General features: G+C 73.5%; 24 protein-coding genes. 13 read left to right on the forward strand and 11 right to left on the reverse strand.

Translation table 11 applies throughout. From position 1 onward, the window contains the following. Nucleotides 1–24 precede the first annotated feature (24 nt). Nucleotides 25–927 carry an SDR family NAD(P)-dependent oxidoreductase gene (locus O2W18_RS08680; RefSeq protein ID WP_269187138.1) on the reverse strand — a complete coding sequence of 301 codons (903 nt, stop codon included), beginning with the start codon at nucleotides 925–927 and terminating at the stop codon, nucleotides 25–27. Between the two features lie 104 nt (nucleotides 928–1,031). Between O2W18_RS08680 and O2W18_RS08685 the strand changes: the two genes are divergently transcribed. Beyond that, nucleotides 1,032–1,697 carry a TetR family transcriptional regulator gene (locus O2W18_RS08685; protein WP_269173739.1) on the forward strand — a complete coding sequence of 222 codons (666 nt, stop codon included), beginning with the start codon at nucleotides 1,032–1,034 and terminating at the stop codon, nucleotides 1,695–1,697. Between the two features lie 68 nt (nucleotides 1,698–1,765). Here O2W18_RS08685 and msrA read toward each other — a convergent pair whose 3' ends face one another. Together msrA and O2W18_RS08695 are read right to left on the reverse strand one after the other, a co-directional pair. Then, the gene (gene msrA / locus O2W18_RS08690) at nucleotides 1,766–2,281 is read right to left on the reverse strand and encodes a peptide-methionine (S)-S-oxide reductase MsrA (protein WP_269187139.1); all 516 of its coding nucleotides are present in this window, start codon (nucleotides 2,279–2,281) and stop codon (nucleotides 1,766–1,768) included. A gap of 115 nt (nucleotides 2,282–2,396) precedes the next feature. After that, entirely contained in the window at nucleotides 2,397–2,549 is a 153-nt protein-coding gene (locus O2W18_RS08695) for a hypothetical protein (protein ID WP_269187140.1), read from the reverse strand. A gap of 75 nt (nucleotides 2,550–2,624) precedes the next feature. Here O2W18_RS08695 and O2W18_RS08700 point away from each other — a divergent pair, with 75 nt between their 5' ends. The 3 genes from O2W18_RS08700 (at nucleotide 2,625) to O2W18_RS08710 (ending at nucleotide 5,630) form a co-directional block, all read left to right on the forward strand. Further along, nucleotides 2,625–3,353: a hypothetical protein gene (locus O2W18_RS08700; RefSeq protein WP_269187141.1), complete on the forward strand. Its 729-nt coding sequence runs from the start codon at nucleotides 2,625–2,627 to the stop codon at nucleotides 3,351–3,353. A gap of 106 nt (nucleotides 3,354–3,459) precedes the next feature. After that, nucleotides 3,460–4,158: a class I SAM-dependent methyltransferase gene (locus tag O2W18_RS08705; RefSeq protein WP_269187142.1), complete on the forward strand. Its 699-nt coding sequence runs from the start codon at nucleotides 3,460–3,462 to the stop codon at nucleotides 4,156–4,158. Nucleotides 4,159–4,304: 146 nt separating this feature from the next. Next, the gene (locus O2W18_RS08710; protein ID WP_269187143.1) at nucleotides 4,305–5,630 is read left to right on the forward strand and encodes an aminotransferase class V-fold PLP-dependent enzyme; all 1,326 of its coding nucleotides are present in this window, start codon (nucleotides 4,305–4,307) and stop codon (nucleotides 5,628–5,630) included. Between the two features lie 39 nt (nucleotides 5,631–5,669). Here the strand turns inward: O2W18_RS08710 and O2W18_RS08715 are convergent, their stop codons facing one another. After that, entirely contained in the window at nucleotides 5,670–6,380 is a 711-nt protein-coding gene (locus O2W18_RS08715) for an alpha/beta fold hydrolase (protein ID WP_269187144.1), read from the reverse strand. A gap of 220 nt (nucleotides 6,381–6,600) precedes the next feature. On the opposite strand from O2W18_RS08715, the gene O2W18_RS08720 reads away from it, so the two are divergent. The 4 genes from O2W18_RS08720 to O2W18_RS08735 all read left to right on the forward strand — a co-directional run bounded on the left by O2W18_RS08720 (nucleotide 6,601) and on the right by O2W18_RS08735 (nucleotide 11,915). Then, on the forward strand, nucleotides 6,601–9,402 hold the full coding sequence (locus tag O2W18_RS08720) for a helix-turn-helix transcriptional regulator (protein ID WP_269187145.1): 2,802 nt from the start codon (nucleotides 6,601–6,603) through the stop codon (nucleotides 9,400–9,402). A gap of 105 nt (nucleotides 9,403–9,507) precedes the next feature. Next, the gene (locus O2W18_RS08725; protein ID WP_269187146.1) at nucleotides 9,508–10,692 is read left to right on the forward strand and encodes a PP2C family protein-serine/threonine phosphatase; all 1,185 of its coding nucleotides are present in this window, start codon (nucleotides 9,508–9,510) and stop codon (nucleotides 10,690–10,692) included. Between the two features lie 148 nt (nucleotides 10,693–10,840). Then, entirely contained in the window at nucleotides 10,841–11,020 is a 180-nt protein-coding gene (locus O2W18_RS08730) for a hypothetical protein (RefSeq protein ID WP_269187147.1), read from the forward strand. Between the two features lie 331 nt (nucleotides 11,021–11,351). Further along, the gene (locus O2W18_RS08735; protein ID WP_269187148.1) at nucleotides 11,352–11,915 is read left to right on the forward strand and encodes a hypothetical protein; all 564 of its coding nucleotides are present in this window, start codon (nucleotides 11,352–11,354) and stop codon (nucleotides 11,913–11,915) included. Between the two features lie 55 nt (nucleotides 11,916–11,970). On the opposite strand, the gene O2W18_RS08740 is transcribed toward O2W18_RS08735, so the two are convergent. Both O2W18_RS08740 and O2W18_RS21710 read right to left on the reverse strand, forming a co-directional pair. Continuing rightward, complete coding sequence (locus O2W18_RS08740; RefSeq protein ID WP_269187149.1) at nucleotides 11,971–12,198, reverse strand: hypothetical protein; 228 nt, start codon at nucleotides 12,196–12,198, stop codon at nucleotides 11,971–11,973. Then, on the reverse strand, nucleotides 12,131–12,592 hold the full coding sequence (locus O2W18_RS21710) for a class I SAM-dependent methyltransferase (RefSeq protein WP_442929129.1): 462 nt from the start codon (nucleotides 12,590–12,592) through the stop codon (nucleotides 12,131–12,133). Before O2W18_RS21710 ends, O2W18_RS08740 begins: the two co-directional genes overlap by 68 nt. 292 nt (nucleotides 12,593–12,884) lie before the next feature. On the opposite strand from O2W18_RS21710, the gene O2W18_RS08745 reads away from it, so the two are divergent. The 3 genes from O2W18_RS08745 to O2W18_RS08755 are packed head-to-tail and all read left to right on the forward strand — an operon-like array spanning nucleotide 12,885 to nucleotide 15,217. Continuing rightward, nucleotides 12,885–13,658, forward strand: a complete 774-nt coding sequence (locus O2W18_RS08745; protein ID WP_269187150.1) for an ABC transporter ATP-binding protein — start codon at nucleotides 12,885–12,887, stop codon at nucleotides 13,656–13,658. Next, on the forward strand, nucleotides 13,655–14,419 hold the full coding sequence (locus O2W18_RS08750; protein WP_269187151.1) for an ABC transporter permease: 765 nt from the start codon (nucleotides 13,655–13,657) through the stop codon (nucleotides 14,417–14,419). Before O2W18_RS08745 ends, O2W18_RS08750 begins: the two co-directional genes overlap by 4 nt. Before the next feature lie 21 nt (nucleotides 14,420–14,440). Beyond that, a complete protein-coding gene (locus O2W18_RS08755) occupies nucleotides 14,441–15,217 on the forward strand; it encodes a MerR family transcriptional regulator (protein ID WP_269187152.1) in 777 nt (258 codons plus the stop codon). Nucleotides 15,218–15,475: 258 nt separating this feature from the next. Here the strand turns inward: O2W18_RS08755 and O2W18_RS08760 are convergent, their stop codons facing one another. Continuing rightward, nucleotides 15,476–15,679, reverse strand: coding sequence for a zinc-ribbon domain-containing protein (locus O2W18_RS08760; RefSeq protein ID WP_269187153.1), 204 nt, complete (start codon nucleotides 15,677–15,679; stop codon nucleotides 15,476–15,478). A gap of 271 nt (nucleotides 15,680–15,950) precedes the next feature. Here O2W18_RS08760 and O2W18_RS08765 point away from each other — a divergent pair, with 271 nt between their 5' ends. After that, entirely contained in the window at nucleotides 15,951–17,186 is a 1,236-nt protein-coding gene (locus O2W18_RS08765; RefSeq protein ID WP_269187154.1) for a lycopene cyclase family protein, read from the forward strand. Here O2W18_RS08765 and O2W18_RS08770 read toward each other — a convergent pair. Further along, nucleotides 17,176–18,255 (reverse strand): SDR family oxidoreductase, encoded by a 1,080-nt coding sequence (locus O2W18_RS08770; RefSeq protein ID WP_269187155.1) that lies wholly within the window; start codon nucleotides 18,253–18,255, stop codon nucleotides 17,176–17,178. The two genes, O2W18_RS08765 and O2W18_RS08770, sit on opposite strands and share 11 nt — an antisense overlap. A 116-nt stretch (nucleotides 18,256–18,371) precedes the next feature. On the opposite strand from O2W18_RS08770, the gene O2W18_RS08775 reads away from it, so the two are divergent. Continuing rightward, nucleotides 18,372–18,539 carry a hypothetical protein gene (locus O2W18_RS08775; RefSeq protein WP_269187156.1) on the forward strand — a complete coding sequence of 56 codons (168 nt, stop codon included), beginning with the start codon at nucleotides 18,372–18,374 and terminating at the stop codon, nucleotides 18,537–18,539. On the opposite strand, the gene O2W18_RS08780 is transcribed toward O2W18_RS08775, so the two are convergent. From O2W18_RS08780 to O2W18_RS08790, 3 genes are all read right to left on the reverse strand, one after another. Continuing rightward, complete coding sequence (locus O2W18_RS08780) at nucleotides 18,508–19,590, reverse strand: sensor histidine kinase (protein ID WP_269187157.1); 1,083 nt, start codon at nucleotides 19,588–19,590, stop codon at nucleotides 18,508–18,510. The genes O2W18_RS08775 and O2W18_RS08780 overlap by 32 nt on opposite strands. Beyond that, nucleotides 19,587–20,276: a response regulator transcription factor gene (locus O2W18_RS08785; protein WP_269187158.1), complete on the reverse strand. Its 690-nt coding sequence runs from the start codon at nucleotides 20,274–20,276 to the stop codon at nucleotides 19,587–19,589. The genes O2W18_RS08780 and O2W18_RS08785 overlap by 4 nt, the downstream gene beginning before the upstream one ends. Before the next feature lie 146 nt (nucleotides 20,277–20,422). Then, complete coding sequence (locus tag O2W18_RS08790; protein WP_269187159.1) at nucleotides 20,423–21,493, reverse strand: VanZ family protein; 1,071 nt, start codon at nucleotides 21,491–21,493, stop codon at nucleotides 20,423–20,425. Nucleotides 21,494–21,633 lie beyond the last annotated feature (140 nt).

Consider the following 21,633-nt stretch of genomic DNA (forward strand, 5'->3'; position numbering starts at 1 on the left):
AGGCACCTCGTCGACGAGGGGTGCTCAGACACCGAACGTCACGCCCGTGAGGTCCTCGGAGACAGCCCACAGCCGCTGCTGGACCGCCAGGTCGTAGGACTCCGGGCTGGACGTGACGAGCCGGGGGTGCCCGCGGACCTCGCCGCGGCCGCTGGGACCGTAGTACTGCCCGCCCAGGACGGCCGGGTCGGTCGCGGCCCGCAGCGTCGGCAGGGCGCCCATCGCGGCCGGCTGGGTGAGGAGCGGAGCCAGCCAGTCCATCGGCGCCCGCAGGACGGTGGGGGAGTTGCGGACCAGTTCGGTGTTCGACACCCCGGGGTGCGCGGCCGCAGCGACGGTGGTGGTGCCGTGCACCGCGAGCCGGCGCTGGAGTTCGTAGGTGAACATGAGGTTGGCGAGTTTCGACTGCCCGTAGGCGCCCGCTCGGGAGTACGAGCGTTGCCACTGCAGGTCGTCGAAGTGGATCGCCGCGCGGATGCGGTGGCCGACGCTGCTGACCGTCACCACCCGCGAACCGGGAACGGGCAGCAGCAGGTCGAGCAGCAGCCCGGTGAGGGCGAAGTGACCCAGGTGGTTGGTGCCGAACTGCCGTTCGAAGCCGTCCTGGGTCGTCTGCTTGGGGGTGTACATCACCCCGGCGTTGTTGATGAGCAGGTCGATCTGCGAGTGCGCGGCGCGCAGCTCGGCCGCGGCCGCGTGGACCGATTCCAGCGACGTCAGGTCGAGCCGCTGAACGGTGACGTCGCCGGCCATCCGGGCCGCTGCCTGCCGGCCCTTGTCGACGTCCCGCACGGCGAGCACCACCGCGGCGCCCCGTTCGGCGAGGGCCTTGGCGGCCTCGAAGCCCAGGCCGGTGTTGGCGCCGGTCACGACCGCCACCCGGCCCTGCTGGTCGGGGATGTCGCGCGTTGTCCAGCTGGTGCTCACAGCGTCCTCCTGAAGAGACCATCGGTCTGTTGTGTCGAGGACGCTAAGAGACCACCGGTCTGCTGTCAAGAGACCGGTGGTCTGCAAGGTGCTAGGGTTGCGCGGTGACCTTCCATCGGGCCCGCAGTGAGGAGCAGCGCGAGATCCGGCGCCGGGCGATCCTGGACACGGCGGCCGCGATGCTCGACGAGATGCCGGTGGCCGACGTCAGCCTCAACGAGCTCAGCCGTCGCGTGGGCCTGGCCAAGTCCAACGTGCTGCGCTACTTCGACTCCCGCGAAGGCGTGCTCCTCGAGCTGATGGACGCCGTCCTACGGGACTGGCTCGCCGAGCTGACCGACGACCTGGCCACCGGGATCGACACGGGCCTGCCGCTGGAGCCGCGGGCCGAACAGCTGGCTGCGGTGCTCGCCCGGTCACTGGCGGGGAACCGGGTGCTGTGCGACCTGGTGGGGGCGCAGGGCGGCGTCCTGGAGCGCAACGTCACCGTCGAGGTCGTCACCCGCCACAAGCGCACGGCCCTGACCCGGCTCGCTGCCGCGGCCGATCTCCTGCGCCGGTACGTGCCAGAGCTCGGCGCCGCGGCCGAGACGTTCTGCTTCCAGGCGATGGTGCTGGCCGGCGCCCTGGCGCCCTACAGCTCGCCGCCGCCCGGCGTGCGGGCCGCCTACGAGGCCGAGCCGGCGCTCGCCGTCCTGCACCTGGAACTGCAGGACTCCCTGCAGCTGGCGATCCGGACCATGCTGTTGGGGGCCGTGCCCCGCGGCTGACGCTGCGGCTCTGACGGCACCGACCGACCTGGTCGCTCCTGTCGAGCGACCAGGTCGGGGACCTCAGGTCATCGGGTGGTCTGCGCCTCGCGACGCGGGAGCACCCAGTCGGGACGCACGTAGTGGCACGTGTACCCGAAGGGGATCTTCTGCAGGTAGTCCTGGTGCTCGTCCTCGGCCTCCCAGAACGGGCCGGCCGCCTCGACCTCGGTGACGACCTCGCCTGGCCAGATGCCCGAGGCGTCGACGTCGGCGATGGTGTCGAGCGCGACGCGCTGCTGCTCGTCACTGGTGTAGAAGATCGCCGAGCGGTAGCTGCGACCGACGTCGTTGCCCTGCCGGTCCTTCGTCGAGGGGTCGTGGATCTGGAAGAAGAACTCCAGCAGCTCCCGGAACGGGATCACATCGGGCTCGAAGACGATCTCGACCGCCTCGGCGTGGTCACCGTGATCGCGGTACGTGGCGTTCGGGGTGTCACCTCCCGAGTAGCCGACGCGGGTGGAGAGCACCCCCGGGCGCTTGCGCAGCAGCTCCTGGGCGCCCCAGAAGCAGCCGCCGGCGAGGATCGCGGTCTCAGTGGTCATGGGTGCCTGCCTCTCTGTCGAGTACGGCCGGACAACACCGAGACCGGTGTCAGTCCTTCCCACCGGCCCCGCGGCTGCCGGCCGGAGGCGATGGAGACCCGACGGCGACAGGGAGTCAGGGCGCCTGGCGGCGGCGAGCGCCGGGCCCGTCGCCCAACGCCTCGTCGAGGGCCTGCGCGAGCACGACCTGCTGGCCGCTCTCCAGGGACGTCAGTCCCTGCAGGTAGCCGTCGAGGTCGATGAGGTCGCCCGTGCCCGTCAGGGCCATGTACCGGAACCAGAGCGCCTGCGTCGTGAGGTCGGCGCGGACGCGGTCCGCGTCCAGGGACGGTCTGCTGGACCGGTGACGAGGGCACGCTGGCTGACCCCGGAGAAGGTCGCCGCCTGGGTGGTCGCCCCGGTGCTCGTCACCGCGTTGGGCGTGGGGATCACGTCGTGGGTCAACCGCCCTCGAACTGACCTCGAGGTCGTCGGCGTCACGGTCCTGGACGGCTCCGTCGTGACCGGCCAGCGCGAGGGTGAGTTCGAGATCGTGTCACCGAAGGTCCAGGTCGCCGTGCGCAACGTCGGCGATCAGGTCTCTGTGGTGACCGGCGCGCAGCTCGAGGTGCTCGACCACGCCTTCTTCGAGGTGTGCGAGGCGGGCGGCGCACTGATGGTCAGTCAGACGTACGACGTGACCCTGCCTCTCGATCCGGAGGCTGGTCAGGTCCTCGATGTGGACGTCGCCCAGGAGATCGAGCCCGCTCGAGCCGATCGGTTCGAGTTCTCCCTGCAGGTCCCCGACCCCGAGGACGTCGTGGGCACCCACATGTACCGGGTGCGGGTGTCGCTGACCCGCCACGGCGACTCCGAGACCCTCGACGCGGGAACCGTCGTCTTCGGCGCCCCGCACCTCCTGGTCGACAACCTCTGGGTGACCGATGAGGACCTCGAGATCCCTGGACCCGTCGGAGCGTGCTACCGCCGCCTGCACCAGGAGTGCCTGCGAGTGCAGGGATGGGAAGGCGAGACGTCGGAACAACTCCGGACTGCGCCTGAGGACGTCCTGCGGGAGGAACCGCTCGACTGAGGACGCCGTCGATGCGCGTGACTGCAGCGGCGTGGGACGGGACCCCGCCGGCCCGCTCCGCTACCTTGGCCTCCCGTTCGACGGGTCACCGGAGGCGAGGCCGCGCGTGCAGGTCAACGACTACGACAGCTTCGGTGCGGCGTACTCCGCGGAGAACGACGTCAACCTCATCAACGCCCACTACGAGCGACCCGCGATGCTGGACCTCGTCGGTGACGTACGCGGTCGCCGCGTCCTCGACGCCGGCTGCGGCTCCGGACCGCTCGCTGCGGCGCTGCGCGCCCGGGGTGCGGTCGTGACGGGCTTCGACTCGAGCGCGGTCATGGTAGAGCTGGCGCGGGAGCGGCTCGGCGAGGACGCCGACGTCCAGGTCGCCGACCTGTCGGCCCCGCTGCCCTTCGCCGACGGCGGCTTCGACGACGTGACCGCCTCGCTCGTCCTGCACTACCTGCGTGACTGGTCCGCACCGCTGGCCGAGCTGCGTCGCGTGCTCAGGCCGGGTGGCCGGCTCGTGCTGTCGGTGAACCACCCGAGTCTCTACAAGATGCTGCACCCCGAGACCGACTACTTCAGCCTCACCCAGTGGACGGACGAGTACACCTTCGGGGACCAGCAGGCTGAGCTGACGTACTGGCACCGGCCGCTGCATGCCATGACGGATGCCTTCGCCGACGCGGGCTTCCAGCTCCACCGGATCAGTGAACCGCCGTGGTCACCGGACACCCCACCGGAGCTCCTGCCGCCCCAGTTCACCGGCCGGACGTCGTTCCTGAGCTTCGTCTTCTTCGTGCTGGTCGCGAGCTGAGCCGGCGACCCTCCGCACGCTGATCAGGACGAGCTGGCTGTCACGACAGTCGGTGGGGGTGTCGTCACCCGTCGTCGGGGGTCAGCGGTGAGAGGCTCCCGAGCGGTCGCCCGGACGGTGACCGTCATGACGGGAGCTCGATGGTGATGACGTCCTCGGTCGGAACGGGGGACCTGGCCCAGGTGGACCCCCTCATCGGCGCCGACCTCCGCATCTCCGTCGGCGGTGAGCAGCGTCGCTACGTCGACCTCGACGCCGCCGCCACCACGTCGGCCTCGGCGGGCGTCGTCCGGGCCGTGCAGGAGTTCCTGCCGTGGTACTCCAGCGTCCACCGGGGAGCCGGTGCGAAGTCGCAGTTCACCAGTGCCCGGTACGAGCAGGCGCGGGAGACCCTCCTCCGGTTCGTGGGAGCCGATCCGGCGACGCACGTGGCCCTGTTCCCCCGGAACACCACGGAGGCCCTCAACCTGACCGCCTTCCGGTTGGGCCTGACCCGCGACGACGTCGTCGTCACCACCGCGGTCGAGCACCACGCCAACCTGCTGCCCTGGCAGCGCCACGCGCAGGTGCGGGTCGTCGACGTCGACCGGGCCGGGACCTTTGACGTCGCGGCCGTGGTCGCCGCCCTCGACGAGCGGCCCACGCCACGCGTGCTGGCGGTCTCCGGGGCGTCCAACGTCACCGGCTGGATGCCCGACCTGGCCGCGATCACGGCGGCGGCCCGGGACCGGGGAGTGCTGGTGGTGGTCGACGGCGCGCAACTGGTGCCGCACCGCCCGGTGGACATGGCCGCCCTCGGGATCGACGTGCTCGCGTGGTCCGGCCACAAGATGTTCGCGCCCTTCGGCGCGGGCGGCCTGGTCGTCGACCGCCGGCTGCTCGCCGACGGCGAGCCCTTCCTCGTCGGGGGCGGGGCGGTGAAGGCGGTCTCGCACACCGACGTCATCTGGGCCGACACCCCCGACCGGGACGACGCGGGCACGCCCAACGTCGTCGGCGTCGTGGCCCTCGCCGCCGCAGCGGAGGAACTGCTCGCCGCGGCAGGGCGGAACCGCTTCCACGAGGACCTCCTCGTCCGGGCGTTGGACGACGAGCTCGCCACCGTCCCCGGGCTGCACCGCCTGGGGCCGGTGTCCGGCGACCGTCTTCCCGTGGCCGCCTTCGTCATCGACGGGATGCCCCACGGGGAGGTCGCGGAGCGGCTGGCCCGGGAGCACGGCATCGGGGTCCGCAGCGGGTGCTTCTGCGCCCACCCCTACCTCAGCCGGCTGTTCGGGCTCACCCCGGGCGAGGTGCAGCAGTTCCACGACGACGCGCGGGCGGACCGGACCGACCGGCTGCCGGGCGCGGTCCGGGTGAGCTGCAGCTCGGCCACGCCGCTGGCCGACGTCGCCACGCTGGGAGAGGCCCTGCGCGCCCTCACCGCGCACTCCGGGGATCAGGTACCGACCCGGCGGCTCGTCCGCAGCTGAGGGCCGGTCAGGCCGAGGACCGCCGGCCCGAGCGCCCGGTCACGCCGTCGCCTTGACCGCACGCAGGACGGCGTCCGCGACGTCGTCGGGCCGCGACGCGGGCACCGCGTGCGAGGCACCCGGCAGCTCGACGACCTCACGCGCGCCGGCCCGGTCGGCCATGAACCGCTGGGCCTGCGGCGGGATGTTGCGGTCGAGCTCGGGGATCAGGAACCACGAGGGGATGCGCTGCCACGCCGGCGACGCCGCGGCGCCCTCGTTCAGGGCCACGTCCCGCAGGGGTCGCTGCGTGGCGGCGCCGAGGGCGGCCTCGCCCGCTGACAGGTCGGCGGCGAACTGCTGGTGGTAGCGGTCCTGGCGGATGTAGAGGTCGGTGCTGCCATCGGCGAGCGGGACCGTCTCGATCGTCTCGCCGAGCGTGCTGCCCGGGAAGCGGCCGGACAGCTCCCCGATGCTCTCGCCCTCCAGCGGGGCGAACGCGGCCACGAACACGAGCGCCTGCACCGCACGGCTGCCCTGGACGGCGCCGGACATGACGGCGCCGCCGTAGGAGTGACCGACCAGCACGACCGGGCCCTCGACGGAGTCGAGGACGGCCTTCACCGCCGCGGCGTCGCCGGACAGGCTCCGCAGGGGGTTGGACACGGCGATGGTGCGGTGCCCGGCTGCCTGCAGGCGGGCGATCACGCCGGTCCAGCTCGCGGACTCGGCGAAGGCACCGTGGACGAGGACGACGGTGGGTTGGGACATCTGCGGTCTCCCTGGGTCTGGTTGGATGCGGCGCGTCGTGTCACCGCAGCGCTGGGGTGCACGGTCGGCGGTGCGACGGGACTCAGGGTCGAGGGCCCCGGCCCGGGCCACATCGCACGTTCGTGCCAGATCCGCCGATGCGGGCCCGCTGATGCCGTCCGCCCCGGCCCCGCACGTCCCGTCGGTCCTCGCGGCCCAGGTCACGACCAGGAGGTGGTCCATGGCGACCGACCGCACCCCGCTGCGCGGCCGGGACACCGAACTGGCCTTGCTGCGCGCCCGGGTCACCGCCGCTCAGCGGGACGGTCGCGGACGGGTCGTCGTGATCTCCGGCGCGGCCGGCACCGGCAAGTCACGGCTGCTGCAGGAGGCCCGCGCGCTGGCCCGGGATGCCGGAGCGCGGATCGTCGCCGTGTCGGGGGACCCGGACGAGCACGTGATCCCGCACGGCCCGCTGCTGGACGCGGTGCAGGCCGGGCCGCACCCGGTGCTCCCTCGTGCCCTGCTCGACGCACTGCCGAGCGGCGCGCAGCAGGGCTGGTGGCTGCGCAACGAGCTCGAGGCTCGGTTGCAGGAGGTCGCCGTCCAGCAGCCCGTGATGGTCTGCGTCGACGACCTCCAGTGGTGCGACCACGGCACGCTCCGGGTGCTCCGCACGCTGCCGCCGCGGCTGGCCGCCGACGCCGTCGTCTGGGTGGTGGCCGTCCGCCACGGCGAGTCCGATCCCGCTGTCTCGGCCACCGTGCGCGCGCTGACCGAGATCGGCGCGGACCGGGTCGACCTGCAGCCCCTCGACGGCGACGCAGTGGCCTTCCTCGCCGGTGACCTGCTCGGGGCGCCCCCGGACGGGAGCGTCCTCACCTCGGCCGCGCGCGCCGGAGGCCATCCGCTGCTGCTGGTCGAGCTGCTGCGTGGCTGGCGGGAGGAACGCCTCGTCCAGGTGGAGGGGGGCAGGGCCCGGCTGGTCGGCGACGTGCTCCCGGCCCGCCTGCGGGACGCGGTCGCGTGCCGCACCGAGCGGCTCTCCGCACCCGCGCGCGAGCTCCTGCAGATCGGGGCCGTGCTGGGTCGGCAGTTCCCGGTCGACCTCCTCGCGGCGATGCTCGACCGGTCGCCCCCGGCGCTGCTCGCTCCGTTGCAGGAGGTCCTGGCGGCGGGCCTGCTCGAGGACGCCGGCGACCAGCTCGGCTTCCGGCACGACCTCATCCGCGAGTCGGTGGCCGCGGGCATCCCCGCCGACTTCGCCCGCGCGCTGCGCCGGCACGCGGTCGACGTCCTGCTCGATCGGGGCGCGCCCACCCTGCAGGTCGCGACGATGCTGGCCGGGTCAGCCGTCCCCGGCGACCTGGCTGCGGTGTCCATGCTGCGTGCCGCGGCCGCGACGCTGGCGCCCAGCTCCTCGTCGGCGGCCGCGGAGTTCAGCGTCCGCGCCCTGGAGCTGCTGCCGGACGACTCCGCGCTGCGGCCCGAGGTCGTCGTCGAGTCGGTGATGCTGCTGTGGCAGTGCGGCCGGGCCGTCGACGCCCAGCAGCTGGCGGCCACCATGCTGGCGGGCAGCCCGGGCGGTGACCCGGTGGCCGAGGCCCGGATTCGGCTCGGCCTGGCCAGGCTCGTCATCCGGTACTCCGGCGGCGAAGCCGTGCGGCAGTGCCAGACCGCGCTGGCGCTGCCCGGGCTCCCGGACGCCGTGCGGCTGGAGGCACTGCTGCTCCTCGCGGTCAACCACGGGATGGCCGGCGACCCCGATGCCGCGGACGTGGTCCTGGCGGAGGTGCGCGAGGCCGGTCCGTTCGAGCCCACGCCGGTGCAGGGCTCGACCATGGCGCGAGTCGAGAGCTACGTGGCCTTCCACCGTCAGCAGTGGGACGTCGCGTTCCGGCGCAATGCGGACGTCGGCATGCTCGCCAGGTCCGACGACCCCTCCAGCCCGCCCGGCGTGTGGGAGGCGGCGCTGTGGATCACGGTCGGCCATCCGGTGCGGGCGCTGGCGTTGATCGACCCCGAGCTGACCGCGGCGCGGCAGCAGGGCCAGGTGGGCCTGCTGCTGCTGTGGAGCACCATGCGGTGCCGGGCGCTGTTCGACGCGGGCCGGCTGGAGGAGGCGCGGGCCGAGTCCGAGGGCGTGCTCGACATGGAGGAGATCGACTCCATCGGTGGCCTGCTGGACCACCTGGTGTTCTACACCCTCGTGCGCTGGGCGCTGTACGTCGGCCGACCCGACGTGCTCCGTGCGCACCGGACCCGCGTGCAGCAGATGACCGCCGCCGAGACCGGGCACGTCCGGCGCAACGGACTGTGGCTGACGGCGCTGATGGCCGACAGCGCCGGGGACGTCGCCGCGGCGATGGTGGCGGCCGCCGAGGCCGTTGCGACCCTGGAGCGTCCCGGCCCCTCCATGGCCGGCGTCCCGGACGTCGCCGACGAGGTGGTCCTCGCCCGGATCGCGCTGCGGGCAGGGGAGCGGGAGATCGCGCTGCGGGCCGTGGCCGCCGCGGAGCGCAGGGCCGCGACGAACCCGACGCGCCGGATGGCCGCGGCCGCGGCGCGGCACGCCCGCGGACTGCTCGACGCCGACGAGGCCTGCCTGCGGGAGGCCCTGGACCTGATGGTCGGCACCGAGCGGCCACTGGTGCGGGCCTCGGCGCTGGAGGACCTCGCCCGGCTGGTCGCCGACCGCCCGCGCGAGGCGGTGGCGCTGCTGGACGAGGCGCTGGAGACCTACACCTCGACCGGTGCCGAGCACCATGCCGCGCGGGTCAGGCGACGGCTCCGCGACCTCGGCGTCCGGCGCCAGCGCATCCCCCTGCAACGCGGCTCGGAGCAAGGGCTGGCGATGCTGACGCCGGCGGAGCGGGACGTGGTGCGCCTGGTCGCCGAGGGCGGCACCAACCGGGAGGTGGCCGCGCGGTTGTTCCTGTCCCCGCACACCGTCAACACGCATCTGCGGAACGCCTTCACCAAGCTCGGCGTGCGGTCTCGCGTCGAGCTGGCGCGGCTGGTGGTGGCCACGGTGGTCCCCTGACGCCCGGTCGGCTGACGGGTCTGCTGAGTCCCCGGGGCCGGTCACCCACGGTCACGTCCGCGAGGTCGAGGAGCGCATGAGGCCCGGACCACCTAATGTCCTCGTGTGCCTGAGTCTGCTGTAAGGGGACCGGGCTGGCTCGAGGTGGTCGCGGCGCAGTTCGACGCCGTCATCGAGAGCGCCCCCCTGGGCATCGGTCTGTTCGACCTGCAGCTGCGCCACGTCCGGGTCAACCCGGTGCTCGCGGAGATGAACGGGTTGCCGGTGGAGCAGCTGCTGGGGCGCACGCCCGCCGAGCTGCACCCGGCGGTGGGCGGCGAGGCCGAAACGCTCTACCGGGAAGTGCTGGACTCCGGCCGGCCGCAGCTGGACGTCCCCCTGACCGGCGCGGTCGGGAGCCGGCCCGACGAGCTCCGTCACTGGAACGCGAGCTTCTTCCCCGTCCGGCACGCGGACGAGGTGATCGGCCTGTGCGTCCTGGTGGCTGACGTGACCGCCGAGCGCGAGCTCGGCCAGGCGCTCGCCGCCTCCGAGGAGCGGTACCGCCGTCTCGCCGAGGACCTGCAGAGCAGCCTGCTCCCCCCGCACCTGCCCGACCTGTCCGGAGCGGACGTGGCCGCGGTCTACCGACCCAGCTCGGCGAGGGCCACCGTCGGCGGCGACTTCTACGACCTGATCGAGCTCGACGGCTCCTCGTGGCTGATGGTGATCGGCGACGTCGAGGGCACCGGGCCGGTCGCCGCCGCGCGCACCGCCGCCGCCCGCTACGCGATCCGCGCAGCCGTGGTGCGCACCACCGACCTGGTGGACGTGCTGCGCACCGTCAACGAGGTGCTGCTGCGGCAGGGGGCCCCCAACGGCACGTGCACCATCGCCTGCGTGCTGGCCGAACGCATCGAGGACCGGGTCGAGCTGCGGGCGGTGTCCGCCGGCCACCCCCTGCCGCTGGTCCTGCGGCACGGCACCGGTGCGGTGGCGGAGCTGGGCGCGCCGGGGAGCCTGCTGGGCATCCTCCCCGAGATCGACCTCCGGGTGGCGACCACGACGCTGCAGAGCGGCGACGTGCTCGTCCTCTACACCGACGGGGTCACCGAGGCGCGCTACCGGGACGGCGAGGGCGTGGTCCACCAGTTCGGCGAGGAGCACCTGCGGTCGGTGCTCTCCGGAGCTCGTGGTGGCAGCGCGGTGGAGGTCGCCGCTGCGGTGGAGACCTCGGTCATGCAGTTCCAGAAGGGGCGTCGCGCCGACGACCTCGCCGTGCTGGTGCTCCGCGCCACCGGTGGCAGCTGAGCACCGCACTGCTCCATTGCGGTCGCGCGACGAGCTCCTTGCGATCCCACGACCGGCCTCGTGTCACCCGTCGGCGACGGCGGTGGCTGGACCACCCTGCGTGCATCGAGGCAGCAGCGCAGCTGCCGTTCATCGCGGAGGTGTTCTCGTGTCCGAGCTCCTGGACCACTCGGTCGTCGTGCAGGCCAGCGCGCTGGCCCGGATGTCCTGCTGCGTCGCGTGCGGCGGACAGGACGTCGGTGACCACCCCGGCGAGTTCGACCCGCAGGACTGGGTGGCGGTCCTGGTCTGCCTGAGCTGCGACCACCGGTGGTCGGTCAACTGCTGAACGCTGGGCAGCATGGGGCCTGACCACCCGGGCCCCCCCAGGTCGCATCAGTACGGCAACACGTGGGGGGAAAGGTGGGACATCTCTGCGTCCCACGACGGGCCTCGGTGACCGCTGCGCTCGGCCGACCCAGAGGGTTCTGAGCCTGGCCGTGGGCTGCGGCCAGCTGTGGCAGCGACACGCGGTTCGGCACGGGGCGATCAGCAGCCCGCTGGCGCGCAGCAACGTCTCCCTTGCGTCACGCTTCGGGTGGAACTGCTGGACTCGGAGGTCGTAGGGCCGCACGATGCGAGCTGTGAACGGACCCCGGCCGGTGTGGCCCCTGCTGGCGATGGCGGCGCTGCTGGCCGCCACGCCTGCGCTGGCCTCCTGCAGCGCCGGCGGGCCGGGCCGTTCGCCCTACGTTGCGGAGTTCGGCCTCGGAGCTGATACGCCCGAGGCCCGGGAGTTCGTGCTCACGCCGCTCCCCGGACTACGCGTTGAGCTGCTCCCCGCGCCGTCCCGTGCGCCGCGAATCAGGCTGCCCGACCCCGAGGAAGGGTTCGACGAGCGGACCTACACGCCCTCGCCAGCGCCTGCGCCCGACTCCGGTGGCCCGTCGCCCCTCGAGTCGGCCTTCCAGCCCTCGATCGCCTGGGTCAACGACGGCCAGTACCTCGCGGTGGTCACCTTCGGCAGTTCCAGCTGTCCCAGCGGCCCGCTTGGCATCGAGGTGGTCGCAGAGCAAGAGATCGAGATCCGCCTGGGACCGCTGTTCCCCGACCGGGACATCTGTTCCGCGGACATGAACGGGCACGTCACGGTGGTGGAGCTGCCGTCGGGGGTCACGCCGACGAAGCCTCTGGTGGCCCGCTTCGAGGACCACGAGGTGACCATCGAGGCCACGGGTCGCTGACCCGGTCCCGCCGTACCTGGCGGCTGCGGCGGCGCGGCCGGCCGTCGCCATGCGCCTACCGGCGTCCGACAAGGGCAGTGACCGGCACGTCCTCACGCATCCGCATCCCCTCGAACGGGCTCAGCGCCCGGCGCAGGCCTTCCTCGAACTCCGGCCTGCGGGCCGTCGGCAGGACGTCTTCGTCCATCGCCGAGTACAGATGGCCGATCGCGTAGTCAGCGTCGACGTCCGCCTGGTAGCGGTGCTCCAGCACCGCCACGTCGGCGAACCCTGCGGCCCGCATCTGGCCCTGACGCTCCCGCAGGGCCTCCTCGTCGCTCCCGCAGCCGGCAGTCACCGGGCGGCCGAACCAGTCCGCACCTGCCCCCGCCCACGGTGTCCAGTAGGCCCGGCACTTCCCGGTCCGAGGCCAACACGCACAGCAGGTTCCGGACGCTCTCCTCGCCGCGCTGCCGCAGCTGCGCCAGCATGTCCGGCTCGGGCTCCACGGCCAGCACCGTGCCGACGCGCGCGGCGAGGGGGACAGCAACCTGGCCGGTGCCCGCTCCCAGATCCAGGGCCACGGCGTCGCGGGTCAGCTCGACGTGCTCGACCAGCCGGTCGAGCAGGGCATCGGGGACGTCACGGCGGTAGAGCCGGTAGTGCGAGGCAGTCGGACCGGCGAAGGCTGGGTCCACCCCGCCATCGTGCCCGCCCAACGGTCGGCCGCAGTCACGTTTCGCGTAGGGCGGAGAGGGGCCTGGCGGGTCGGCGCGCTTCCAACGGCGGCGGCGTCGGCGCTCCTACGTTGCGGTTCACCTGCGGCAGTCGACGGGCCTCGCATGGCAGCGCCTGCGCCGGCCTCTCGAGCCCCACACCGGACCGCGAGCAAGTCCCACATCTCCCCCCACGTGTTGCCGTACTGGAGGTCGCACGGGACGGTGGACCCGACTTGACCTTGACGCAGGGTCAGGGCCGGACGCTCCTGCCATGACCACGACAGCAGCCATCGAGACCACCGGGCTGACCAAGTCCTACGGCGACCACGCGGTGCTCGCGGGCGTCGACCTGAGCGTCCCCGCGGGGACCGTCTTCGCGCTCCTGGGCAGCAACGGCGCCGGGAAGACCACGACGGTGCGCATCCTGTGCACCCTTCTGCGAGCCGACAGCGGGACCGCGTCCGTCCACGGGTTCGACGTCGCCACCCAGCCCGCCGAGGTGCGCGGGGCGATCAGCCTCACCGGGCAGTTCGCCGCCGTCGACGAGCTCCTCACCGGGCGGGAGAACCTCGTGCTCGTCGCCCAGCTGCGGCACCTCGACGGGGCCGGCCGGATCGCCGACGACCTGCTCGCCCGGTTCCAGCTGACCGACGCCGCCGGCCGCCGGGTGTCGACCTGGTCGGGCGGGATGCGCCGTCGCCTCGACATCGCGATGAGCCTCATCGGTGAACCGCCGGTGCTCTTCCTGGACGAGCCGACGACCGGCCTGGACCCGCAGTCGCGGCTGGAGGTGTGGGCGACGGTCCGGGCGCTCGCCGGCCGGGGCACGACGGTGCTGCTCACCACGCAGTACCTCGACGAGGCCGAGCAGCTCGCCGACCGGATCGCCGTCCTCCACCAGGGCCGGGTGATCGTCGAGGGCACCCTCGCCGAGCTCCGGCAGCTGCTCCCCCCGGCCACGGTCGAGTACGTGGAGAAGCAGCCCTCGCTGGAGGACGTCTTCCTCGCGATCGTCGGCTCCGGCCAGCAGGAGACGGACCGATGAGCACCACACACGCCGTCCGCGACACCACGACCCTGCTGAAGCGGTCGCTGCGGCACGTGCTGCGCAGCCCGGACACGATCATCACCACCGCGATCACGCCGATCGCCATGCTGCTGCTGTTCGTCTACGTCTTCGGCAGCGCCATCGAGGTCGGGGACGGGGCGTACGTCGACTACCTGCTGCCCGGGATCCTGCTCATCACCATCGCCTCCGGGATCGCCTACACCGCCTTCCGACTGTTCACCGACGTCTCCAGCGGGATCTTCGAGCGGTTCCAGTCGATGCCGATCGCCCGGCAGTCCGTGCTGTGGGCCCACGTGCTGACCTCGCTGGTGGCGAACCTCGTCTCGTTGGTGCTGGTCGTGCTCGTCGCCGTGGCGATGGGCTTCCGCTCCGGCGCCGGGGTGCTCGCCTGGCTGGCCGTGCTCGGCGTCCTGGTGCTGTTCACCCTGGCGCTCACCTGGCTGGCCGTCGTCCCCGGGCTGACCGCGACCTCCCTGGACGGGGTGAGCGGGTTCTCCTACCCGCTGGTCTTCCTGCCGTTCATCAGTTCGGCGTTCGTGCCGACGTCGGGGATGCCGGGCCCGGTGCGCTGGTTCGCCGAGCACCAGCCCGTCACGCCGATCGTGAACACCCTGCGCAGCCTCTACGCCGAGCAGCCGGTCGGCGACGACGGCTGGACAGCCCTCGCCTGGTGCGTCGGCCTCCTGCTGGTGGCGTACCTGTTCGCGATGACCACCTACCGGCGGAAGATCGGCTGAGCACGCCGCCGAGGAGAGGACATGCCCGTGCTGACCATCAGCCAGCTCGCGTCCTACGCGGGCGTGACCGTGCGCGCCGTCCGGCACTACCACGCCAAGGAGCTGCTGCCCGAGCCGGAACGGGACTCCTCCGGGTACCGGCGCTACGACGCGGTGGCCGTCGTGGAGCTCATCCGGATCCGCACCCTGGCCGAGGCCGGCGTGCCGCTGTCCCGGGTACGGGAGCTGCTGGCGGCCGGCGAGGAGGAGTTCGCGGCGGCGGTCGAGGAGGTCGACCGTCGCCTCCGCGCCGAGATCCGCGACCGCCAGCGGCACCGGACCCGGATCGCGCAGCTCACGGCGGGGGAGAGCCTCGTGCTGCCGCCGGTGGCGGTTGCCTACCTGGAGCGGATGCGCGAGCTCGGCTTCCCGGAGCGCCTGGTCGAGATCGAGCGGGACAGCTGGATCCTCATCGCGGCCCAGGCGCCGGAGCAGGTGCTGGCCATGATGGCGGTCAAGCACGCGCAGCTCGAGCACCCGACGCTGCGCCGGCTCTACCTCGACCTCGGGGAGCTCGCCGACTGCACGGCCGACGACCCGCGGCTGCCCGAGCTCGCCGACCGGGTGGAGGCGTTCCTCGATGGGGCGGCCGCCGCATCCGCCGGGGCGGCGGAGCAGCCGATCAGCGAGGACCTGGTCGCGCTGCTGGACGCGGCGTTCGTGCAGTCCTTCCCGTGGGCGCCGCGACTGCTGCGGCTCCTGGAACAGCGCGGCTACACCGGCTGGACGAACGTCCGGCGCACCTGCCCGGCCGGCTGACCCGCCGTCTCCGGTCAGGTCGGCAGGCGCTCCCGGGCGGCCAGCAGCTGCTCGCGGAGCACGTCCGCATGCCCGGCGTGCTGGGCGAGTTCACCGAGCACCTGCAGGTACAGCGCCAGACCGGGCGGGCCGCACTGCCACCCGCCATCGCCTCGTCGAGTCCCGCCAGGACTGCCCCGTCGACGAACGGGTCCGGGGACGGGTCATCGACGTCCATGTGGTGCTCCGCTGACAGCTCCGCGTTCCCTGGGGCGTGCCTCAGACCGCGACGGTGGTGCCGCAGATGCCACAGACCTCGACCTGTCGGCGTTTCCACCGGGCGACCGGCACGAAGAACAGCGAGAACTGCTTGTACTGCTCGACCCGATCCCACTGCGAGGTGTTGGTGCAGGTCGGGCAGGTGCGGGTCTCGCCGGGGCCCAGGTGCCGCCGCTTGGTGCCGAAGCCGAACAGGAAGAACATCACGTCAGCGTAGGGAGCGTCCGCGGGGGCCGCCTGCGGTCGGACGACGATGAGCCGACGCGGGGGCGCGACGACGGGGGCGGGCGTCCCGGGCGTCGGGCGGTCGTGTCCGGCCGAACCGTGCGGTACGGCTAGCGTGTTCTCCGACCGAGGAGACCAGAGCACCCGTGAACTGCTGGCTGCCCCGCCGCGCCGCCCACCGTCGTTCCCGACGGGACACCCGTGCGCTGTCCCACCTGCGCACCTCCTCGCCCGTGCACGTCCCGCGCTCGTGAACTCCGCCGCGCCGGAACAGCGCTGGGACGTGGTCGTCGCCGGCGCCGGACCGGCCGGGCTGTCGGTCGCTGCCGCCTGCGCCGCACGGGGGCTGAGCGTGGTGGTGGTCGCCCCGCACCTGCGGCCCTGGCACCAGACCTACGGCATGTGGGCCGACGAACTCGATGCCGTGTCCACGGTGCTGCTCGGCGACACGGCCCGGACGGAGGGACCTCCGCCGCTGGGTCGTCGCTACCCGGTCACCGTGGTGCGGACCACCGCCGGGAGCCAGGACATCGGTCGTGCCTACGCCCGGCTGCACAACGACGTCGTGCACGGTCTCCTGCTCGGTCAGCTGTGCGCCGGTGGCGGTGTGACCCGCACCGGGTCGGTCGCCGCCGTCCACCAGGACCCGGCTGGTCAGGTCGTGACGCTCACCGACGGCACCACCCTCACCGGCGACATCCTCGTCGACGCCCGCGGCGGCGGTCCCGGCAGCGCCCATCAGCGGGCCTGGGGGGAACGGGTCACCGGAGACCTCGATGCACTGGTCCCGGACGGGGGTGCACTGCTCATGGACTGGGCGGTGCTGCGCGAGGACGGCGTCGCACAGCCGCCCGCCTTCCTGTACGGGATGGGGCTGGACGACGGCACGACCCTGCTGGAGGCCACCTCCCTCGCCGCCCGCCCACCGGTGGCGCTGCCCCACCTGCGTGACCGCCTGCACCGCCTCATCGCCCACGCCGGTCTGCGCATCGCCGACCGCCCGGAACGGGTGGCCATCCCACTGGACGCCGCCGTCCGACGTTCCGTCGGCGTTCCGGTCGGGGCCGCGGCCGGGCTGGTCCACCCGGCGACCGGGTACAGCGTCGCCGCGTCACTGCGGGCGGGCAGCACGATCGCCGATGCCGTGCTGGCCGGGGCCGATGCGGCTGCGGCGCGGTCGCTGGTCCGCAGCGCCCGGCAGCGGGCGACCCTCGGCCTGCTCGGTCTGGGGCGTGAGGTCCTGCTCGGACTGGACGAGGCCCAGACCGACGCCTTCTTCCAGTCCTTCTTCAGCCTGCCGGAGTCGGCGTGGGTCGCCTACCTCGACATCGGGTCCGCCCCGACGTCCATCGCGGCCACGATGCTGCGGGTCGCCCGAGCGCTCCCACCGCCGGCCCGTCGCGTCCTCCTCACCACCGCCGTCCGTACCGCCCTGCCCCGACTCCCGTCCCGGCGCACCACGCCCCCCGGACCCGTCACGGGATGATGCGCGCCGCTCGGTACCGCTCCACGTAGCGGAAGAAGCTGTCGCGGGAGTCCCGGCTCTCGGTGAACCCGGCCTTGCGGCTCTTGTTCATGTCGGTCAGCACCTCGATCTCCCGGCCGAGGTCGCTGTCGGTGTGCCACCAGGAGGCGATCCGACCGAGGTCGGGCTCGACCAGCTCGTGCTCCGCGGCGATCCCGGCCCAGACGTCCTCGCTGCCGGCCATGCTCTCGGTGAGCGGGCGGACCCGTCCCTCGTAGCCCTCCCACTCCACGCCGAAGTGCGCGGCGATCTGCGGCCACAGCCAGCGCCAGCGGAAGACGTCGCCGTTGACGGTGTTGAAGGCCTGGTCGTGTCCCGTTTCGGTGGCGGCGGCCCAGATGATCTGGTCGGCCAGCAGGTCGGCGTCGGTCACGTCGGTCACGCTGTTCCACTGGGTGCTCGACCCGGGGAAGACGAACGGGCGGCCCGTCTGCTTGCAGATCGCGGCGTACGCGGACAGCGTCAGCACCATGTTCATCGCGTTGCCCACGGCGAAGCCGAAGACCGTGTGCGAACGGTGGACGCTCCAGGTGAACCCGGCCCGGGCCGCGGCGGCGAAGAGCTCGTCCTCCTGCGCGTAGTAGAAGTTCGGCGCGTCCAGGCGGGGCTCGTCCTCGTGGAAGGGCGTGTCGGGCATCTCGCCCTGCGCGTAGGCCTCGAAGGGGCCGAGGTAGTGCTTCAGCCCGGTCATCAGCGCCGCGTGCCGCACCGAGCCGGCCGGCTCGAGCGCCTCGAGGACGTTGCGGACGGCCGCACCGTTGACCGCGATGTTCTCCGCCTCGGTGGCCTGCCGGGTCCAGGCAGTGATGGCGACGAGCTCGGGGGAGCGGCCGGCCAGCGCGGTGGCCAGTCCTGCGGGGTCGGCCAGGTCCGCCTGCACGGGGTGCACGCCGGGGCCGGGGGCCCGCCCGCTGCGGGACAGCCCGTGGACCTCCCAGCCCTGGGCGGTGAGCCGCTCGGCCAGGTTCTGGCCGACGATCCCCGTGGCGCCCACGACCAGGGCCTGGCGAGCTCGGGTTGCTGCAGTCACGTGTCCGGTGTCCCCTGTCGGTGGTGCACGGCGCCGCTGACGCGGCGAGGAGTCGCCGGGCCGGGTGCACGTGTCGCGACGAGCCTCGCACCCACCGGGGCTCAGCGTGCGGTGAGGTGGGCGACGATGAGGTCGCCGAGCAACTCCTGCGGATGCACGCGGCTCAAGTGGACATCGTCGCCGCGCTGGAGGAGCGGTCCGGCTACGGCGAGTTCTTCCGCGCCCTGGAACGGCCGCCTTCCGCAGCCGCCGTCACGGGCCCGGTGCGGGGAACAGCACGGTGACGAGCAGCCCGCCGGCCGGGGGAGCGGACAGCTGCAGGTCGGCGCCGTGCACCTCGGCCACCCGGGCGACGATCGCCAGGCCCAGGCCGCTGCCGGAAGCGGTGGCGTCCCGGCTGGAGACCCGGCCGGTGCTGCGGACGAACGGCTCGGTGAGGGTGCCGAGCAGCTCCGGAGGAACGTGCGGCCCGGTGTTGGACACCGTCAGCTCCGCCCGGCCGTCCTCGGTGCTGCCCGTCGTGACCGACACCGTCCCGCCCGGGCCGGTGTTGTGCCGCACCCCGTTGAGCACCAGGTTCGCCACCAGGTGCCGGACCAGCGGCTCGACGCCGTCCAGGTCGCCCTCGCCCAGCTCGGTGTGCACGCTGACGCCGGCCCGGTCGGCCAGCGGGGCCAGATCCCGGACGACGTCCCCGGTCACCTCGGCGAGGTCGACCGGGGTGCGCGGGGGCGTGCGGCCCTGGTCCAGCGCGGCCAGGGCGAGCAGCGCCTCGACGGTCTCGGTGCCCCGGCGGTTGGTCTCGTCCAGGCGGGCGAGCAGCCGGGGGACGTCCACGGCAGCCGGGTCGGCCAGCGCGACGTCGAGCATCGCGCGCTCCACGGCGTAGGGCGTGCGCAGTTCGTGCGACGCGTTGGCGGCGAACCGGCGCTGCTCGTCGAACGTGGTCTGCAACCGGTCGAGCATCGTGTCGAAGGTGTCCGCGAGTTCGCGGAACTCGTCGTCCCGGCCGGTCAGCCGGACCCGGCGGTCCAGCGATCCGGCGGCGACGTGCCGGGCGACGGCGTGGACCTGGTGCAGCGGGCGGAGCATCCAGCCGGCCAGCAGCCAGCCCCCGCCCGTCCCGACCACCAGGAGGACGGCCAGCACCTGCCAGACCCGCGGCCAGAGGGCGGCCAGCAGGTCGCCGCGGTCGGGCAGGAACGGGGCGCCGGGCGCGCTGAGGTTGCCCTCGGGCACGAACCGGAGGACGTACACCAGCAGGGCCACCAGGGCGGCGGAGGCGATGACCAGGAAGCCGGCGTAGCTGAGGGTCAGCCGCAGCCGGGCGCTCACCGCGGGTCCGGCACCGGGTCCGGCGCCGGTGGCCCCACCCGGTAGCCGGCACCGGGGACGGTGTGGATGAGCCAGGGGTCGCCCAGGCGCTTGCGCAGCGAGGAGATGGTGATCCGGACGGCGTTGGTGAAGGGGTCGGCGTTCTCGTCCCAGGCCCGCTCCAGCAGCGACTCGGCGCTGACCACCCCACCCCGGGCGCCCAGCAGCACCTCCAGCACGGCGAACTGCTTGCGGGTGAGCCCGACGTACCGGCCGTTCCGGTACACCTCGCGCCGGAAGGGGTCCAGGGTGAGCCCGGCGAACTCGACCACGGGCGGTGTGCCGTCGACCGGCCGGCGACCCAGGGCGCGCAGCCGCACCACCAGCTCGCGCATCTGGAAGGGCTTCGTCAGGTAGTCGTCGGCGCCCAGCTCGAAGCCGCGCACCTTCTCCTCCAGCCGGTCGGCCGCGGTCAGCATCAGGATCCGGCAGGGCAGGCCCTCGGCGACGACCCGCCGGGCGACGTCGTCCCCGGAGGTGCCGGGCAGGTCCCGGTCGAGCACGAGGACGTCGTAGCTGGTGACGGCGAGGTTCTCCAGGGCGCTGTCCCCGTCGTGGACCACGTCGGAGGCGATCGACTCCAGCCGGAGACCGTCCCGGATGGCGTCGGCCAGGTAGGGCTCGTCCTCAGCGATCAGCACGCGCATGGGGCGAGAGTAGGAAGGCGGGGATGTCGGCGGCGTATCGGCGCGCGGCGCGCCGGGCCGGGGCAGGACGACGGCGCTCGTGTGCCTCGGCGGCCAGCTGCCGGGCCGCGACGACGCTGGCGGGTTCGCGGGCGGGGACCACGCGCTCAGCCGGCGGTGGGGTCGGTGGCCGGCGCGGGGCACTGGTCACCGCGGTCGACGGCCAGCTCGAAGTGCCACATCTCGTTGCCGTAGGTCTGGCACAGGCCGTAGTCCGACCCGTGCTGGGAGAGCCAGCTCATCGCGTCCGTCGGCCCGACGTCGACCGCGTCGCCGGTGACGTGGGAGGACTCGTCGGGGCGGAGGACCCATTCCCGGGCGGCCTCGGGGCTGCCGTACTGCTGCACCGCGGCGTCGAAGAGCGCCTGCTGGTAGGCAGCGCTGCGCCACCCGCTGGACACGTGGAAGCGGATCCCGCCGGCCGTCGCGTCCCGGGCCGCGTCCTGGACCGCCGTGCGCAGTGCGCTGTCGAGGTTGGTGAGGGCCGGGACGTCGGCGAACGCCGAGAGCTCCTCCCCGTCGACGACGTGGCCGTTCTCGGCGGTCATGGCGTTGCTCGGCGACGCACCCTGCACCGGTGGTCCGGCGGCACCGGCCGGCGTGCCTCCGGACGAGCACCCGGCCGTCGCGGCGAGGAGCAGGGGCGCGGCGAGCAGCGCAGCGACCAGCCCCCGCCCGGGACGGCCAGCGCCGGGCCGCCGCGAGCGGCGCGCGGCGGCCCGGAGCACGCTGGTGACCGCGACCCCCAGGACCGTGCCGGTGGTGTTGGCGGCCACGTCGGCGAGGTCGGGCACCCGGCCGGGCAGCGCGGTCTGCGCCAGCTCGACCACCACCGACGTCGCCGCGCCGAGGGCCACGGGCAGCACCGGACCGCGGCGCCGCAGGGCCAGTGCGGCCAGCGCACCCACCGGCACGAAGAGCAGCCCGTTCGCCACCGCCTCGACCTCGGCCCGGTGCACGCTGCCCGGCCAGGGCGCGGCGAACGCCTCGACCCCGGCCATCACCGTGCGGCGGGCATCGGCGATGAACCCGGCCGGACCGAGCGTGATCCAGCCGACCGCGAACAGCACGGCGACCGCGGCCACCAGGAGCAGCCCCGGTCGCCGGGACCGCGGGGAGCCAGGGGCAGCGGGCGTCCCGCTCGCCCGGACGGCGGACGGGTGGTGGGTGGGCGTCATCGTGGGACTCCTCCCCGCTCGGCGGAGCCGAGGCGGCATCGGGAACTGCTGGACCGATGCCAGTGCACGGGAGCGGGCGTTGCCCGACCGTCTCCGCCTGCGCATACGTCCACGACATCCCGGGGACGCGCCCGAGGTGC

Origin of the sequence: Modestobacter sp. VKM Ac-2983 (assembly GCF_026967885.1) — a bacterium.
In the GTDB taxonomy this organism is placed as follows: Bacteria; Actinomycetota; Actinomycetes; order Mycobacteriales; family Geodermatophilaceae; genus Modestobacter.